The organism is Candidatus Methanoperedens nitratireducens (assembly GCF_000685155.1).
Lineage (GTDB): Archaea > Halobacteriota > Methanosarcinia > Methanosarcinales > Methanoperedenaceae > Methanoperedens > Methanoperedens nitratireducens.
In genome coordinates this window covers 15136-30360 of sequence record NZ_JMIY01000004.1, presented here as the reverse complement: position 1 = coordinate 30360, position 15225 = coordinate 15136, and the positions used below count along the sequence as shown (strand labels likewise).

General features: G+C 45.2%; 13 protein-coding genes. 7 read left to right on the top strand and 6 right to left on the bottom strand.

The window, feature by feature from the left end:
* Positions 1-16 precede the first annotated feature (16 nt).
* Together ANME2D_RS08545 and ANME2D_RS08540 are read left to right on the top strand one after the other, a co-directional pair.
* Positions 17-880, top strand: a complete 864-nt coding sequence (locus ANME2D_RS08545) for a DUF1616 domain-containing protein (RefSeq protein WP_048090680.1) — start codon at positions 17-19, stop codon at positions 878-880.
* Entirely contained in the window at positions 877-1635 is a 759-nt protein-coding gene (locus ANME2D_RS08540) for a CPBP family intramembrane glutamic endopeptidase (protein WP_157834029.1), read from the top strand. The genes ANME2D_RS08545 and ANME2D_RS08540 overlap by 4 nt, the downstream gene beginning before the upstream one ends.
* Before the next feature lie 14 nt (positions 1636-1649).
* Here the strand turns inward: ANME2D_RS08540 and ANME2D_RS08535 are convergent, their stop codons facing one another.
* On the bottom strand, positions 1650-2111 hold the full coding sequence (locus tag ANME2D_RS08535) for a phosphopantetheine adenylyltransferase (RefSeq protein WP_048090676.1): 462 nt from the start codon (positions 2109-2111) through the stop codon (positions 1650-1652).
* 67 nt (positions 2112-2178) lie between these two features.
* Between ANME2D_RS08535 and lysS the strand changes: the two genes are divergently transcribed.
* Positions 2179-3687: a lysine--tRNA ligase gene (gene lysS, locus ANME2D_RS08530; RefSeq protein WP_048090674.1), complete on the top strand. Its 1509-nt coding sequence runs from the start codon at positions 2179-2181 to the stop codon at positions 3685-3687.
* A gap of 24 nt (positions 3688-3711) precedes the next feature.
* Here lysS and ANME2D_RS08525 read toward each other — a convergent pair whose 3' ends face one another.
* Genes ANME2D_RS08525 through ANME2D_RS08510 form a run of 4 tightly spaced genes read right to left on the bottom strand, consistent with a single transcriptional unit; the run spans position 3712 to position 9595 of the window.
* On the bottom strand, positions 3712-6342 hold the full coding sequence (locus ANME2D_RS08525; RefSeq protein WP_048090672.1) for a cation-translocating P-type ATPase: 2631 nt from the start codon (positions 6340-6342) through the stop codon (positions 3712-3714).
* On the bottom strand, positions 6339-7151 hold the full coding sequence (locus ANME2D_RS16890; RefSeq protein ID WP_052368721.1) for a universal stress protein: 813 nt from the start codon (positions 7149-7151) through the stop codon (positions 6339-6341). The genes ANME2D_RS08525 and ANME2D_RS16890 overlap by 4 nt, the downstream gene beginning before the upstream one ends.
* Before the next feature lie 12 nt (positions 7152-7163).
* Positions 7164-8561 (bottom strand): FAD-dependent oxidoreductase, encoded by a 1398-nt coding sequence (locus tag ANME2D_RS08515; protein WP_048090669.1) that lies wholly within the window; start codon positions 8559-8561, stop codon positions 7164-7166.
* A 29-nt stretch (positions 8562-8590) separates the two neighbouring features.
* Positions 8591-9595 carry a hypothetical protein gene (locus ANME2D_RS08510; protein ID WP_048090667.1) on the bottom strand — a complete coding sequence of 335 codons (1005 nt, stop codon included), beginning with the start codon at positions 9593-9595 and terminating at the stop codon, positions 8591-8593.
* Between the two features lie 174 nt (positions 9596-9769).
* Here ANME2D_RS08510 and ANME2D_RS08505 point away from each other — a divergent pair, with 174 nt between their 5' ends.
* Positions 9770-11203 (top strand): TrkH family potassium uptake protein, encoded by a 1434-nt coding sequence (locus ANME2D_RS08505; RefSeq protein WP_048090665.1) that lies wholly within the window; start codon positions 9770-9772, stop codon positions 11201-11203.
* A gap of 30 nt (positions 11204-11233) precedes the next feature.
* Here the strand turns inward: ANME2D_RS08505 and lysA are convergent, their stop codons facing one another.
* Complete coding sequence (gene lysA, locus ANME2D_RS08500; RefSeq protein WP_048090664.1) at positions 11234-12514, bottom strand: diaminopimelate decarboxylase; 1281 nt, start codon at positions 12512-12514, stop codon at positions 11234-11236.
* A 113-nt stretch (positions 12515-12627) separates the two neighbouring features.
* Here lysA and proC point away from each other — a divergent pair, with 113 nt between their 5' ends.
* From proC to ANME2D_RS08485, 3 genes are read left to right on the top strand one after another with little or no spacing between them, the layout of a single operon-like run.
* Complete coding sequence (proC, locus tag ANME2D_RS08495) at positions 12628-13449, top strand: pyrroline-5-carboxylate reductase (RefSeq protein ID WP_048090661.1); 822 nt, start codon at positions 12628-12630, stop codon at positions 13447-13449.
* A gap of 15 nt (positions 13450-13464) precedes the next feature.
* Positions 13465-14274: a methanogenesis marker protein Mmp4/MtxX gene (mtxX, locus tag ANME2D_RS08490; RefSeq protein ID WP_048090659.1), complete on the top strand. Its 810-nt coding sequence runs from the start codon at positions 13465-13467 to the stop codon at positions 14272-14274.
* Positions 14274-15077: a class I SAM-dependent methyltransferase gene (locus tag ANME2D_RS08485; protein WP_048090657.1), complete on the top strand. Its 804-nt coding sequence runs from the start codon at positions 14274-14276 to the stop codon at positions 15075-15077. Before mtxX ends, ANME2D_RS08485 begins: the two co-directional genes overlap by 1 nt.
* The last annotated feature ends 148 nt before the right edge of the window (positions 15078-15225 follow it).

The following is a 15225-nucleotide window of genomic DNA, read 5'->3' as shown; positions in this document are numbered from 1 at the left end:
AGACATTGGTAAAAAAATGGAAATCCTCAAGAAACTTCCCCAGGATCTCTTTATTATACTTATCTGGGTTCTGCTCACGCTTGGTTTTGTCGTTACTCCTGTATTAGAGGATACCTTTGTAAGAGCAATCCTTGGCATGCTCATGATGATCTTTATTCCCGGCTATGTACTGATAGCTATACTATTTCCAAAGAAGAAGGACCTGGAAGCTGTCGAGCGCATTGCATTGAGCTTCGGCCTGAGTATTGCAGTAGTGCCTCTTATTGGTCTGCTGCTCAATTTCACTTTCGGGATAAGGCTTATCCCTATACTTTTGATCCTGTGCCTGTACTCAATAGCCCTTGTATTCGCAGCAGCGTACAGGCGGGAGAAACTGCCTGAGTATGAGCGGTTCACAGTCCCTTTTCACAGCATATATGAGCTAATTGATAGCGAAATAAACACTCCTGAAAGCAGAACTGATAAGATCCTGACCATTATTCTTATATCTTCCATAGTTCTGGCAGCCGGCATGGTATATTTTGTGACCACGACGCCCAGGATCGGGGAGAGGTTCACGGAATTCTATATTCTCGATCCGTCTGGAAAAGCAGAGAACTATCCTACCAGCCTTAAATACAGCTCTACTGCAGAGATCCTTGCTGGTGTAGTAAACCATGAATATAATCCTGTCAACTATACTGTTCAGGTTGCGCTTGATAAAATCATCCTGTCTGATACCAGGTTCATGCTTGCTCATAATGAGGCTTGGGAAAATAAAATGACATTTGTACCTGATAGAGAAGGGAATGATCTGAAGCTCGAGTTCTGGCTGTTCAAGGATAACAACTTCACAGCTCCCTATAGATCACTGCATCTATGGGTGAACGTAACAGAATGAAAATGAAAAAAGAGCTATATATCCCTGTGCTGGGCATCGCGGCAGGAGAGTTGATGATGTTATTCGGGCATGTGTATCTCAGCTTAGCTGTGCACATAATAAACCTTCAGGGTATAATACTTCTACTTATTTTCAGCAATTCCTCATCACCAGCAAAAAATATTCTTCAAAGCCTGCTTCTATTGCTTCTGATGCGGATTATAAATCTGGCAATGCCCCAGTTTTTCACAACAACCCTGATGTGGTATCCACTGGTGTACGGGATCATGTTTTTACCAATATATTCAATTATCCAGAATCAGCAGATATCATCACGAGAGATCGGCATTGATTTTAAGAATCTGCATATCTACCTGCCTGCTGCCATTTTGATAGGTGCTGCAGTGGCACTGGCCGAGTATAATATCCTGTATCCTAAATCCCTTATAGATAATATTAAGCCTCACAATGTCGCATTGATAATTATAGTGATGTTTGTTTTTGTGGGGCTTGTGGAAGAGCTTATATTCAGGTCAATACTTCAGACAAGGCTTGAAAAAATACTGGGTTTAAATTACGGACTTTTGCTAAGCGCCATTTTGTTCGGGATAATGCATGCAGGCTACGGTCTCATAAATGAGATATTTTTTGCAAGTCTCTTTGGTATCATGATCGGATACATCTTCCAGAAGACACGAAGTTTTCCTTTCATACTGACGATTCACGGCACTGCAAATGTGTTCTTATTTGGCCTGCTGCCTGTAGTATTAGCATGAAAGTTCTTCAATATCTACAGGCATTTTTTCATTATCCTCCCGTGCTCATCTATCTCTCCTCTGCTGATGCGGGTGGCGGATATCGGTAGCCCGTCCTCTGCAAGAACATAATCCACAGGTACTATTCTTATTGGCCTCATGCCTTTTTCCCTGCGTATCCGGTTTATATCCTGTGCGGTAGGCTGCGTCTCCGGGGACGCTATGAGATAGTCAAAATCATCATGTATGGTGGGGCCGTATGGATCATCCAGCTTTATAATTACAGGATCGATGCCCTGCTCACGGATAAATTGCATAACCTGATCATAGCGCGAGCGATAGTCACTCACCTTATGGGCCTTACTCTTAACCATTTCATCCGAGGTCAGTCCAACAACCAGCTCACCGCCGCGGCTCAATTCGCATGCTTTCACCAACAGGGCCTTATGGCCGTCATGCAGAGGGTCAAACGTCCCCCCGATCACTACGCGCACCATACTTACAAAATTGGGCTTATAAACGATAAGGGTATCTTTTAATATCTCATGTGCGGTTTTAGGGGCAATGAACGAAGAAACAAAACACTGGGCAGATGTTATCGCAGAGAATGTGCTTGCGAGGGGAAAAAAGCACACTGTAGCTTCAGGAATAACGCCATCGGGAGCAATCCACATTGGCAATATGAGAGAAGTAGTCACAGCAGATGCTGTATACAGGGCGCTCAGGGATAAGGGCGCGGATGTTCGCCTCATCTATATCGCCGATACCTTTGATCCCCTCCGTAAGGTATATCCTTTTCTTCCAAAAGTTTATGAGAATCACGTTGGAAAGCCCCTGTCAGAGATCCCATGCCCCTGCGGCAGCCATAAAAGTTATGCCGAGCATTTCCTGGTGCCGTTCATTGAGGCGCTGCATTCCCTCGGCATCAAACCTGATGTCTACAGGGCAGATGAACTCTACAGACAGGGAAGATATGTTGAAGCAATTAAGATTGCCCTGATCAAAAGGGATGCCATAGCCCGCATAATCTCTGAAGTAGCAGGACGTGAACTGGAACCTGACTGGAACCCGTTTAATCCTATCTGCAATGAATGCGGCCGCCTGAGCACTACTAAAGTCACAGGGTTTGATATTGAGAAAGAAACAATCGATTATGCCTGTGCATGCGGCTCCCAGGGCACTGTATCCATGAGAGGCGGGGGCAAGCTTACCTGGCGTGTTGATTGGCCTGCGCGATGGCCCATATTCGGAACTACGGTTGAGCCTTTCGGCAAAGATCATGCTACAGCAGGCGGTTCATATGATACAGGAAAACGGATAAGCAAAGAGATATACGACTATGATCCTCCCTACCCGATAGTGTATGAGTGGATCATGCTAAAAGGCAGGGGAGCCATGCACTCCTCCACAGGGCTTGCGATCTCTATCAGTGAGATGCTTGAGATAGTGCCGCCTGAGGTCCTGCGCTATCTTATAATCAGGCAGAAGCCTGAGAAACATATCGAATTTGACCCGGGCCTTGCCCTTCTTAACCTTGTCGATGAGTATGACAGGGTTGAGGGTGACAGGCGGGCCTACCAGCTATCCCAGACCGAGGCATCCAGACCAACTGATATTCCTTTCAGGCATATGGTTACCACTGTGCAGATCGCAGATGAGAAGGGTTTTGATTATCTGCTCACCGTTCTGAGGCGCAGCGGCTATGAAATTTCGGATATCGAGGCGATCAGGCAGAGGGCAGATAATGCCAGGAACTGGCTTCTGAGATATGCACCGCCCTCGGTTAAATTCAGGGTTCAGGAGACACTTCCCCCTCAGGTAAAAAGTTTAACAAAAGAACAGAAGCATGCCCTGGCGATCATTGCAGATGAGCTTGAGCAGGGCATGACTGGCCAGGAGATCCATGAGAATATATATAAGGTGGCGCAGGAGGCCGGGCTTGACGGGAAAAAGGTCTTTGAGGCAGTGTATCTTGCGCTTCTTGGTCTGAAATCAGGGCCTCGCGCCGGGCATTTCCTGGCTTCGCTTGATAGGGATTTTGTGGTAAGAAGGTTTAAAGAGGCGAGTGAGTAAGAACCTATTTTTTAACTAGTGATATTATGATTTTCTTACCAGCCATTTCCGCAGCTCATCTGCAAAAAGGAGCAGCACTGCGAAAGGCACAAGGATGAGCCATTCGTTTAATTCTAATGGCGCTGTGCCTGTTATACGCTGTAAGGGCTCGGTATATACTATAAGGAATAGAAGGATCAGTTCTATTGCTATGCCTATTATAAGGTATTTGTTTGTGAAAATGCCTATTTTGAACACTGATTCCTTTGTAGTGCGGCTGGTTAGGCTGTTCGCTACCTGTGTTATGACTATAGCTGCAAGGGTGATAGTGGTAGCCTTAAGATAAAGGGGATCTGCATCTGAGAGGGGCATACCGTAGCTCCAGCCTCCACCTGTTAACACGTAGTAATAGGCGCTCATGGCTGCAATTGCCTCTATGAGACCCAGGAAAAGATATGAGCGCAGAAGTATTGGCACTGTGAGTATTCTTTCACCTCTTCTTCTAGGTGGGCGGTTCATCACATCAGGCTCCGGTCGCTCAGCCCCAAGAGCGATTGATGGTGCCATCTCAGTGCCGAGATCGATTGCCAGGATCTGAATAACCGTAAGAGGCAGGGGTATTCGCAGGAGCACAAAGAGAATATAGGATACAATCTGGGGAACAAGATGGGTGAAAATATAGGCTATGAAGCGTCTTATGTTATCGAACATTGCCCTGCCTTCTTCTACAGCCAGCACAATAGTTGCAAAGTTATCGTCCATCAGTATCATATCTGCTGATTCTCTTGCAACATCCGTACCTGTTTTTCCCATCGCTACGCCGATATCAGCTTCCTTAAGTGCCGGTGCATCATTGACGCCGTCGCCTGTTACTGCCACTATACTCCCCATCTCCTTTAGAGCCCTCACGATGCGAAGCTTATGTCCTGGCGTTGTCCTTGCAAATAGAACCTCACCGTGTAGAACCTCCTCAAGTTCTCTTTTACGCATCATATCAAGCTGGCTGCCAGTGATTGTTACTGGCTCTTTAGCTATTCCAACCTCTCTTGCTATTGTTTTAGCCGTAAGTGGGTCGTCCCCTGTTATGACTATTACTTTTATGCCTGCTCTCTTGCATTTCTCAACAGCATACGGCACCTCTTTTCTGGGCGGGTCCCGCAGTGCCCCGATCCCCAGGAATACCATGTTCTCTTCGAGGGTCTCCCGTGTGTACTCTCCCTCTATGCTTTTTTTTGCAAAAGCAATTACCCGCATGCCTCTGCCAGCGTAATCCGATACATGTTCTACTATTCGTTCTCTATCCTCGTCTGTAATGTTTTGTATGCCTTTTTCTGTTGCAATACGCGTACATTTTGGAAGTATCACCACCGGTGCACCTTTGGAATATAGAACGAGCATGTTCTCTTTCCTGTTCACAGTACTCATCATTTTCCGCTCAGAGGTGAAAGCGATCTCATCCACTCGTTCCCACTCGCTACGCACATCAGCCATGATGGTTGATGCACCCTGCAGGAGTGCTGCTTCTGTAGGCTCACCTATTACCTTATTATCCTCTATTTTTGCATTATTGCATAGTATCGCTGCCAGCAGTAGCTCAGATGGCCCTGCATCTGATAGTTTTTTGCTCTTGCTCTCATAAGGAGTGTAGATGTAATCCATGGTCATCTTATTCTCCGTAATAGTCCCGGTTTTATCCGTGCATATCACAGTTGCGCCTCCGAGAGTTTCTACAGAGGAGAGTCTTTTTACAAGGGCATTCCTGCTCGCCATTCTCTGGCTTGCAAGGGACAGGGAGAGTGTTACTGTTGGTAGCAGTCCCTCTGGCACGTTCGCCACTATGATGCCAATGGCGAAGAGAATGTTAGCCTGGGTACCTATACCGATAAGTTCTCCTGCTGTGAAAAATATAAAACTGAGTCCGACCGCTATAAATGTAATTGTGCGAGCCACATAGGTTAGTTCCCGCTGAATCGGTGTTGGTGCTTCTTCAATTTCCTGCGTGAGGTGCGCTATCTTCCCAAATTCTGTTGCCATGCCTGTTGCAAAAACTGCTGCGATACCATTTCCCCTTACCACGGTGGAGCCTGAGTAAATAAGGTTGGTCGGCTCTTCATATTCTTTTTTAGGTACGTCTTTTCTTACCTGTGGCTCAGATTCTCCTGTAAGATGAGAGATATCCACTGCAAGGTCGGCTACCTTGATTATCCGTGCATCCGCAGACACACGATCTCCTGCCCTCACGGTAATTATATCCCCGGGCACGATTTGTCTTGCAGGTATATGTATCTCTTTTCCTTCCCGGATCACGCTTGCCTGATAAGGCATTAATTTTTTCAAAGCCTCAGATGCCTTCTCTGCACGGTATTCCTGTAAAAAGGTGAAGAAAGCATTAATGAATATCACCGTGACCAGAGCTAACCCTATATATGCCATGCCCACATCGTCCGCAAGCCTGCTTACAAGAAATGCAAGCCCTCCTGCAATCCACAATAAAATTGCAAACAGGTCTACAAGGTGTGAGGCAAATCGAAATAACCAGGGTACTTTTTTCCTCTCAGCGATCTCGTTCTCCCCAAAATCTAAAAGCCGCTTCCTTGCTTCTTTCTCTGTCAGACCCTGCTCTGTAGTATGAAGTTCCCGAAGTACCTCTTCTTTTGATAGGGTCTGGATTCTCACAGCTTTGGCCTCCAGATCAAAACATCACAGAGTATGCTGGATAACATCCGTTCTATTGGATTTCCGTATACTACCTGTTTTAAAATTCCTCTACGGCTTGCCCTCATGAGGGCAAGGCTGTGTCTTCCGATTGCAGCTTCCTTGGGAATGGCGTTTATGCTGCTCTCTGAGATGACTGCCCGCACATCAACATCAATGCCCTGTTCTCTCAGTACTTTTGCAACCGGCATCATCTCTTCTTCACCATGATGGCGCATTGTGTACAGCTCCTTCCACGGGAGCGTGTACCAGCGCTGCAGTTCCACCACATGAAATATCTCAACCCTGTGTTCGTAGAATTTTGCAAGGCACGAGGTGAGTGTTATCAGCTCGTCAGTAACAAGCTCTCTGCTTGCGACTGGCAGAAGCATGCTTTTCCCTCTCCTGGCGATTCCTGCTGGTTTTACTGCCATCACAGAGCAGGGGGCTTTGAGCATGATCTTCTGTGTAATGCTCCTCACAAACAGTCTATATTCACTGCGGCGGGTGGCTGAGACTAAAAGATCAGCACGCTCTGAGTTAACAACTTTAAGAATTGTTTTAACAGCATCTCCTCTTCTTATAATACCCTCTGCCTGTACGCCATAGTCTTTTGAATGCTGGCATATACGTTCCACTGAATATGACAACTTCTCTCGCTCTACATCCCCTGTATCAACCGCAAGCACCACAAGTTCGCTATCGCAGGAAGAGGCTATGGCAATAGCATGATGGGCTGCAAGCTCAGAATGGAAGGAGCCATCTACAGCAGATACTATTTTCCGGTACAATCTTTCCCCAATCTATAGATTGGGGTGCTCTTCTTTTATAGTTATTCTCTTTTTGAGGTCATTTGCAGCAGTCAGAACCGGGTCCCACACAGGTGCAAATGGTGGTGAGTAGGTCAAATCCAGGTCCCCTATATCTTTCGCGGTCATTTTAGCAGTTATAGCCGTAGCAATAACATCTATTCGCTTCGGAACACCATCCCTGCCCGCCATTTCAGCCCCGAGAACCCGACCTGTGTTCTTTTCAGCAATCAACTTGACCCGTATCTTGCTACCGCCAGGATAATAATTAGCTCTTGAATACTGCTCAATGACATTGGAGATATAATCAAAACCTTCAATCTTTGCTTCTCTCGAGGAAAGGCCGGTTCTTGCAACCTCAAGATCAAAGACCTTGAAGGTGGAGGTCCCGACGACCCCTCTGAATAAAGCATGACCCCCTGCCATATTTTCTCCTGCTACTCTCCCCTGTTTATTTGCAGTTGTTCCCAGGGGAAGATACACCGACCTTTCGAGGATCTGATGGTATGTCTCTGCACAATCCCCGGCTGAATAGATGCCGGGAATACTCGTCTCCATCCGTTGGTTCACCCTGATCGCATCTTTATATCCGATCTCAATCCCTGCCTCCTTTGCAATTCCTGAGTTTGGCCTTACACCCGTGGCCACAATTACCATATCAATATCCACTGACCTGCCGTTATTAAAAATCGCTTTTCTGACATATCCATTTTCACCTGTAAATTCCCTCACCTGTGTGAATTTAAGAAGTGTGATCCCATTTCTCCCAAGCTCATCCTCGACTATTTCATCTATCTCTTTTTCCATAGTTCCCAGAATATCAGGTCCACGTGCAGCCATTGTGACATCTAGACCTAACTTCACAAGCGTCTCTGCCATCTCCATCCCTATGTAGCCAGCGCCAACGATAAGCGCCCTTCCGGGAGAATTTTCCCGGATAAAATCTTTTGTTTTGATTCCATCCTGAAGTATTCGTATCGTAAAAATTCCCTTAAGTTCAATCCCTTTGATCTGCGGTATATTCGCTCTTGCACCTGTTGCAATCACGAGTTTGTCATACCTGTATTCATTCTCCAATCCAGTCTTTAGGTCCCGAACAAGAATGGATTGTTTTTCCGGGTGTAGCGAAATTACCTCATGATATAGAAATACATTGATATTTCTTTTTTCCTTAAAGAATTTTGCATCATAGGCAACAAGATTCTCAGGAGATTTAACTATATCAGATACAAAATAAGGTATACCGCAGGAACTATAGGATACATGACCGCTTCTCTCAAACACAAAAATCTCAATATCTGGCCTCAGTCTTCGCGCTTTACTCGCTGCACTCATCCCGGCAGCAACGCCACCAATCACAACAATACGTAAGGGTGAACCAGATTTTGACATTGCTCTAATGTATCGTTAATGCTTATATCTTATATAGCCTGGTGGATCTGATCCATAAAATGGTTAATATATTTATTAGTCGACATCTCAGGTTGAGCAAAGAGTCTATCTGTCAGTTCAAATCTATCTGAAGGGCCATAACTGCTGTAAGCATCCATAAGCAGGCTCAGATGCACCTCATCCTCTTTCATGGTGTATTCATGAGCAGATCTAATATCCTTATGTTTAGCTGACTGCATACCCTGATTATGCTTTCTGATCTCCATTAATTCATTGATCATTGCATACTCTAACGGACTGATCGCAGGGTCCAGCAATGATTCAAGCATTAGAATATGCAGGTTCTCAACAGCAGCTACCATATTAAAAAGCCTGCGTAGATCCTGTGCTGGCAGCGTTTTCCTGAACATTTGAAGATCATTCCTGAGCTGAGTCTCATTTGCCAGGATAGTGTGCGCATTGACAAAGCTCATTATGTCTGCTGTGTCTTTATCCAGGGGCTGTTTAAGTAGAGCTTCAGTTGGGATAAACTGTTTCTCAAAAGGCCTGCCTTCCATAATTCTCAGGCTATCTTTGGTGATATCCTGGGACCTGGTTCCCTGGCTGAGAGCGGTATCAGAGAATATCCTCATCTGGGTAAGGTGATCCAAGAGCATGTAATTATAAGCGTTCCTCAGGGATTCATCTGGTTCCAGTTGCGCAGCCTCTGTGAATCCCTGGATTGCAGTCATCTGAAGTGCTATACCTGATTCAATATAGGTCATTTTCGGATCTATAATAGATCCCAGTATTGAGACATGTTCTTCCTCCTCAAGGCTGATTCTGGCAAATAATTTTTGCAGTTCCCTGTCCTGGGTCAGAGCGAAAGCCTGATGGTAATAATCCCATTGATACTGCTCAACCGCATAACCAGAATTCAGATCAACCATCTCAAGAGGATCGGTCTTTTCTTTATCTACCGGTCTTAAAGTCCAGCCGCTGATCTTCTTCTCGATTTTATCAAAATCCTCCATTTCATTAAATAATTTGGACATACGTTCACTCCCAAGTTAAGGTATGTTATTATGCTTATATAAGTATAACCCGGTTCGGGGCTGTGGATGCTTTTTTCACCCTGCTTCTTCTCCCCTGTCTGCAACTAGAAAAATATAGTATTTTTAGTATTTTGATAGCAAGGTTTAATAAACCATACTTGAATTAAAACGTCAATGAACTACAGGGTCGTTTTTAATATACTTGGTACTGTGATAAAATTTCTCGGGATTTCTCTGTTAATTCCGCTGGTGGTGGCAGTGTATTATAATGAGCCTGAATCCATCTTGATTTTTGCAATCACATTCATTCTGGTATCCGTGATGGGGGCAATACTTGAATATACAAACAGGCCAGAGTTTGATGAACTCACGCACAGGGAGAGTGTTGTCATTGTGGCAATGGGCTGGTTTTTAGTAGCTCTGCTCGGAGCAATCCCTTTTTTGTTAGCAGGAATATCCCCGATAGATTCATTGTTTGAGTCAATGTCAGGGTTTACCACAACAGGCTCAAGTATTCTGCCAGAGATTGAAATCTATTCAAGAAGCATCCTTTTCTGGAGAAGTATGACCCAGTGGCTTGGAGGCATGGGAATTATTGTCCTTGTCATAGCGATCCTCCCCAGGCTTGCCGTGGCAGGCAGGCAGATGTTCAGAGCAGAGACAACCGGCCCTATGAAGGATAAACTAAGACCAAGGCTCAAGGATACTGCACAGATCTTATGGGGTGTTTATCTAACATTTTCACTTCTTGAAATAATTATTCTTAAATTTGCAGGGATGACGCTGTACGATGCTATCGTGCATACGTTTTCTACCATGGCAACGGGCGGTTTTTCTCCGAAAAATGAATCCATAGCCGCATTTGGTGACCCCTTTATTGAAGCCGTTATAATCATATTCATGCTTATAGCAGGGGTTAACTTCAGTATGTTCTACCGAACGCTGCGCGTGGAGCGAAAATCCCTCATAAGAGATGAAGAGTTCCAGGCCTATATTTTTATTATTGCTATTTCAACACTCATCATCACACTCTATCTCTGGAACTGGGGTGAAACATTACAGACTGCATTCAGGTACGCTTCATTCCAGGTTGTTTCTATTATGACAACAGCAGGATTTGCATCAGCTAATTTTGATCTCTGGCCCGATTCTACGAAGATGATACTGCTATTGCTGATGTTCGTGGGCGGCTCTGCTGGTTCTACAGCCGGTGCCATGAAGGTCATCAGGGTTATTCTTCTTATAAAATACGGTCTTCGTGAAATATATAGGTTGATCCATCCAAAAATGGTCAGACCTATCAGGATTGGCGACACATCTATCCCTGATGATGTGATGCAGGCAATCCTTTCGTTTTTTGTCCTCTATTTACTTGCGTTCGTTGGAAGTACGTTGATCCTGAGTGCAATGGGACTTGATCTGATAACCAGCATGAGTGCATCTGCAACAACACTTGGCAATGTGGGGCCTGGCTTTAATCTTGTAGGCCCAAATTTCGCCGCAATTCCTGAAATAGGGAAGATAATCCTACTAATCAATATGTGGATAGGAAGACTTGAAGTATTGACCGTACTTGTACTGTTTGTTCCATCGTTCTGGAAAAGATAGTGAGTATCCTGAAAGAGTGGAAGTTCAGGATTACATCAATCGTGCCGGAATCCTCTGCTTTGCAACCAGGTCCTCGATATCCTCACGGCTTCTTATAATATCCACTATCCCGTCTTTTACCAATACCTCAGCGCATCTTGGCCTTCCGTTATACTGGCTGCTCATGCTGAACCCGTATGCCCCTGCATCGAGCAGGGCCACAATATCCCCTTTTTCTACATTTGGAAGCTCCCTGTCCCTGGCAAGTACATCCCCGGTTTCGCAGATAGGTCCCACGACCGTATATACACCCTCAGGAGGCGATGCGGCCTTATTCGCCACAAGTACATGGTGGTAAGAGTCATACATCGCAGGGCGGATAAGGAGATTAAAACCTGCATCCACGCCTACAAAATTCCGGGCTGCTTTTTTAACTGTATTGACACGGGTAAGAAGGACAGTGGTATCACCGATGATGTAGCGCCCTGGCTCAAGGATGAGTTTAGGAGAGATCCCAAGAGCCTGCGTCCTCTCATTGAATATAGGGAGAACCACACTGGCAAGATCCTGCGGCTGTGGCGTTCGTTCTCCCTTCTTATATGGAATCCCAAGACCCGAGCCAATATCAACGAACTTAAGGTCGATTCCAGTTCTCATTACCTGCTCCACCAGGTCCATCATCTTCTCTGTAGCTTCAATAAAAGGTTCAGTATCCAGTATCTGCGAACCTATATGACAGTGTATCCCGCAGGGTGCGATCCCCGGGAGATCTGATGCCTCACGATAGGTATTGACAACTTCTTCTGCCGGTATTCCGAACTTTGAGGTACGCAACCCTGTTGATATCTTGGGATGCGTATCCGGGGAAACATCGGGATTCACACGGAAAGCTATCTCTACTGTTTTTCCCGATCTCTGTGCTATCTCTGATAAGGTATGCAGCTCATCCAGTGAATCAACCGATACTCTTACTCCCAGCTCTGTGGCTTTTTGAAGCTCAAAGTCGGTCTTTGAATTGCCGTTAAAGAGGATCTTATCGTGCGGGATTCCTGCAAGAAGCGCCATATAAAGCTCACCGAAGCTAAAGACATCCGCGCCTGCCCCCTGCCTAGCAAGTATCCTCAGGATCGCCAGACTTCCGTTGGCCTTGGCTGCATAGTATATATCAGCATCCGGAAATGCTCTCCTGTATGCAGAAAAATTCTCTACGATTCTTGATTCGTTGGTGACATACAGCGGCGTTCCGAACTTTTCTGCAAGTTCTGTGGTATCTGCGCCACCTATTATAAGATGGTTATTCTGCACCTCAAGATGGTTTTTAATAGTGAACATGGTGCCAGAATTAACTGAGAGGATATTATAGTTATCTCACTACCTCTGAGTTTTAATTCCATGAAAATCTTTTTATTGATTCAGTCACGTTATTGAGCAGGGTTCCGATAATAATGACTGGCGCTGATAATAGAAGAATAGGATTTATAGGTACAGGAAAGATGGGCGAAGCCCTGATTAAAGGTATACTCCAGGCTGAACTTGTCCTGCCTTCCAGAATCCATGCAAGTGACATGGACTCTGAGAAACTGGAGCTGCTGGAGAGCGAATATAAGATTAACACTTATAAGGATAACTGTGACGTTGCCCTGAATTCAGATATACTCATAATTGCGGTTAAGCCCCAGACGGTCATGGAGGTTCTGGAGGAGATAAGAGACTCAATAAAGAACCAGATTGTTGTATCAATAGCTGCTGGAGTCCAGATACAAACTTTTGAAGATGCTCTGCCCCTGAGAACCAGAGTAGTGAGGGTAATGCCTAATATAGCAGCGACTGTAAGAGAAGCAGCCTGTGCGATCAGTCCGGGAAGTACTGTATCAAATGAGGATGTAGCCGTTGTAAGTGAGATCTTTAATTCCATAGGTAGGACCGTAACATTATCCGAGCATCTCATGGACGCAGTGACCGGACTCTCTGGAAGCGGCTGTGCATATATCTTTATTCTAATTGAAGCGCTTGCTGATGGCGCGGTGTATGAAGGCCTTGACAGGAAAACCGCAAACTTCCTTGCAGCTCAGACAGTTCTTGGAGCAGCTAAAATGGTACTGGACTATGAAACACATACAGGAGAACTAAAGGATATGGTGACCTCGCCTGGCGGAACGACAATACGGGGCATCAGGGTAATGGAAGAGCGCGGTGTCCGTGCAGCAATGATAAATGCTGTTATTGCATCATGCGAGAGATCAAAGGAACTGGGCAAAAAGAAATAAAGCGAGCATCGGTCTATGAATATACTTTCTGAGATTGAGAGAAGAGCAAGAAGCAACCATGCAAGGATAGGACTTGGGATTGGTGAGGTCTCAGAGAAACTTATTAAAAGCGCGGAGAACGCATGTGAGTATGCTGAGGTCGTGCTTGTGGGTGATGAGGAAAAGATCAATGCAGCAGGTACTCATCTTGAGGTAATCCATTCCACAGAGCCATCAAAGAGATTAATAGAGCTACTGGCAGAAGGTAAGATAGATGGGGCGGTCAGGGGGACTCTCAGTGCCACAAAGACGCTCTCTGCATTAAAAAAATCGCTGGGTATTAACAGATTATACAGGGTTGCGCTGCTGGAAACCGCAGATGGAACGCCTTTTTTTCTGGCACCGGTAGGAATCGATGAAGGAAATTCGATTGCAGATAAGATCGAGTTAATAAAACGGGGCGCAGAGTACATCGGGCGACTTGGTATCGAGGTAAGAGCAGGTCTTCTCTCAGGGGGACGATTTGAAGATATAGGCAGGGATGAGCGTGTTGACAGGACGCTTGCAGATACAGAGCTTGTAACTAAGATGGTATGTGATAAGGGAATCAATGCAGGGCACTATTCAATCCTGATAGAAGATGCCATCAAAGAGGCTAACTTTATAGTGGCACCTGATGGGATATCAGGTAACCTTATCTTCAGGACGCTTGTATTCCTTGGCGGTGGATACGGTTATGGAGCCCCTGTGCTGATGGAGAAGGTATTTGTGGACACATCCAGGGCTAAAGACGATTCTACCAGGGCTATCATGCTTGCCAGCGCACTTAAAAATCCAGCTATTTGATGTCACTTAAGGATCTTCTAAAAGACAGACTATCCAGGGAAAAGATCTCTATTCTTCCCGGAGGCTTTGAGGTGATAGGAGATATTGCTATTATCAATATCCCTCAGCCTCTGGATAATGAGAAATATCTTATCGCAGAAGCACTGGTATCCCACAGGAAAGACATAAGGGCTGTCCTTAGAAAAACGCATAAGCTCAAAGGTGCACGGCGTACCGGGGAATTTGAACTACTGCTGGGAGATACAACTGAGACGCTCCACAATGAGAACGGCTGCATCTTCCATGTGGATATAGCAAAAACATATTTCTCAGGAAAACTGGCATATGAACGAAATAGAATAGTGCAGAAGGTAAGCGATGGTGAGGACGTCCTTGTACTATTCTGCGGTGTCGGACCGTTTCTGATGCCGATAAAGAAAAAAAGAGACGTCAATATAACAGGGCTTGATAATAATCCGACTGCATGCGCTTTATTCAAAAAGAATGCACAGCTTAATAATATAGATGCCGCTATTATCCTTGCCGATGCGAATTCCATAGATCATCTTTTCAAAAAACCTTTTGACAGGATAGTGATGCCGATTCCATATGGTCAGGATCATTTCCTGAATATTGCCCGATCCATACTGGCGCCTGAAGGGATCATCCATTTTTATACATTCAAGAAAGATTTTGAAATACCCCATTTTAAAAGATTACTTGAGATAAAGGGATGGCAGATCGATTTTTATAGAGCCTGCGGAGGGATTGCCCCGCGGGTGAAGAGGTATGTCTTCGACCTGAGAAGACAGCAGTTCAATTAGATCGTGGAACACCACGGGGGAAGGATATGGGCTATATGAAAAGATATATAACCTTTTAGATTCTTTTTAGTAGAGGATAACTCTGGCTTAGAGCCTATCCGAAAAGTAGAAGAATTACAATGTAGGGTAATGTGGGGTAATGACAACA

Bases quoted from the DNA above. Each gene is read 5' to 3' on its own strand.
- ANME2D_RS08510 (WP_048090667.1), bottom strand. From the start codon at position 9,595: ATGTCCAAATTATTTAATGAAATGGAGGATTTTGATAAAATCGAGAAG.
- proC (WP_048090661.1), top strand. From the start codon at position 12,628: ATGACTGGCGCTGATAATAGAAGAATAGGATTTATAGGTACAGGAAAG.
- ANME2D_RS08505 (WP_048090665.1), top strand. From the start codon at position 9,770: ATGAACTACAGGGTCGTTTTTAATATACTTGGTACTGTGATAAAATTT.
- ANME2D_RS08540 (WP_157834029.1), top strand. From the start codon at position 877: ATGAAAATGAAAAAAGAGCTATATATCCCTGTGCTGGGCATCGCGGCA.
- mtxX (WP_048090659.1), top strand. From the start codon at position 13,465: ATGAATATACTTTCTGAGATTGAGAGAAGAGCAAGAAGCAACCATGCA.
- ANME2D_RS08515 (WP_048090669.1), bottom strand. From the start codon at position 8,561: ATGTCAAAATCTGGTTCACCCTTACGTATTGTTGTGATTGGTGGCGTT.
- ANME2D_RS08485 (WP_048090657.1), top strand. From the start codon at position 14,274: ATGTCACTTAAGGATCTTCTAAAAGACAGACTATCCAGGGAAAAGATC.
- ANME2D_RS08545 (WP_048090680.1), top strand. From the start codon at position 17: ATGGAAATCCTCAAGAAACTTCCCCAGGATCTCTTTATTATACTTATC.
- lysA (WP_048090664.1), bottom strand. From the start codon at position 12,514: ATGTTCACTATTAAAAACCATCTTGAGGTGCAGAATAACCATCTTATA.
- lysS (WP_048090674.1), top strand. From the start codon at position 2,179: ATGAACGAAGAAACAAAACACTGGGCAGATGTTATCGCAGAGAATGTG.
- ANME2D_RS08535 (WP_048090676.1), bottom strand. From the start codon at position 2,111: ATGGTGCGCGTAGTGATCGGGGGGACGTTTGACCCTCTGCATGACGGC.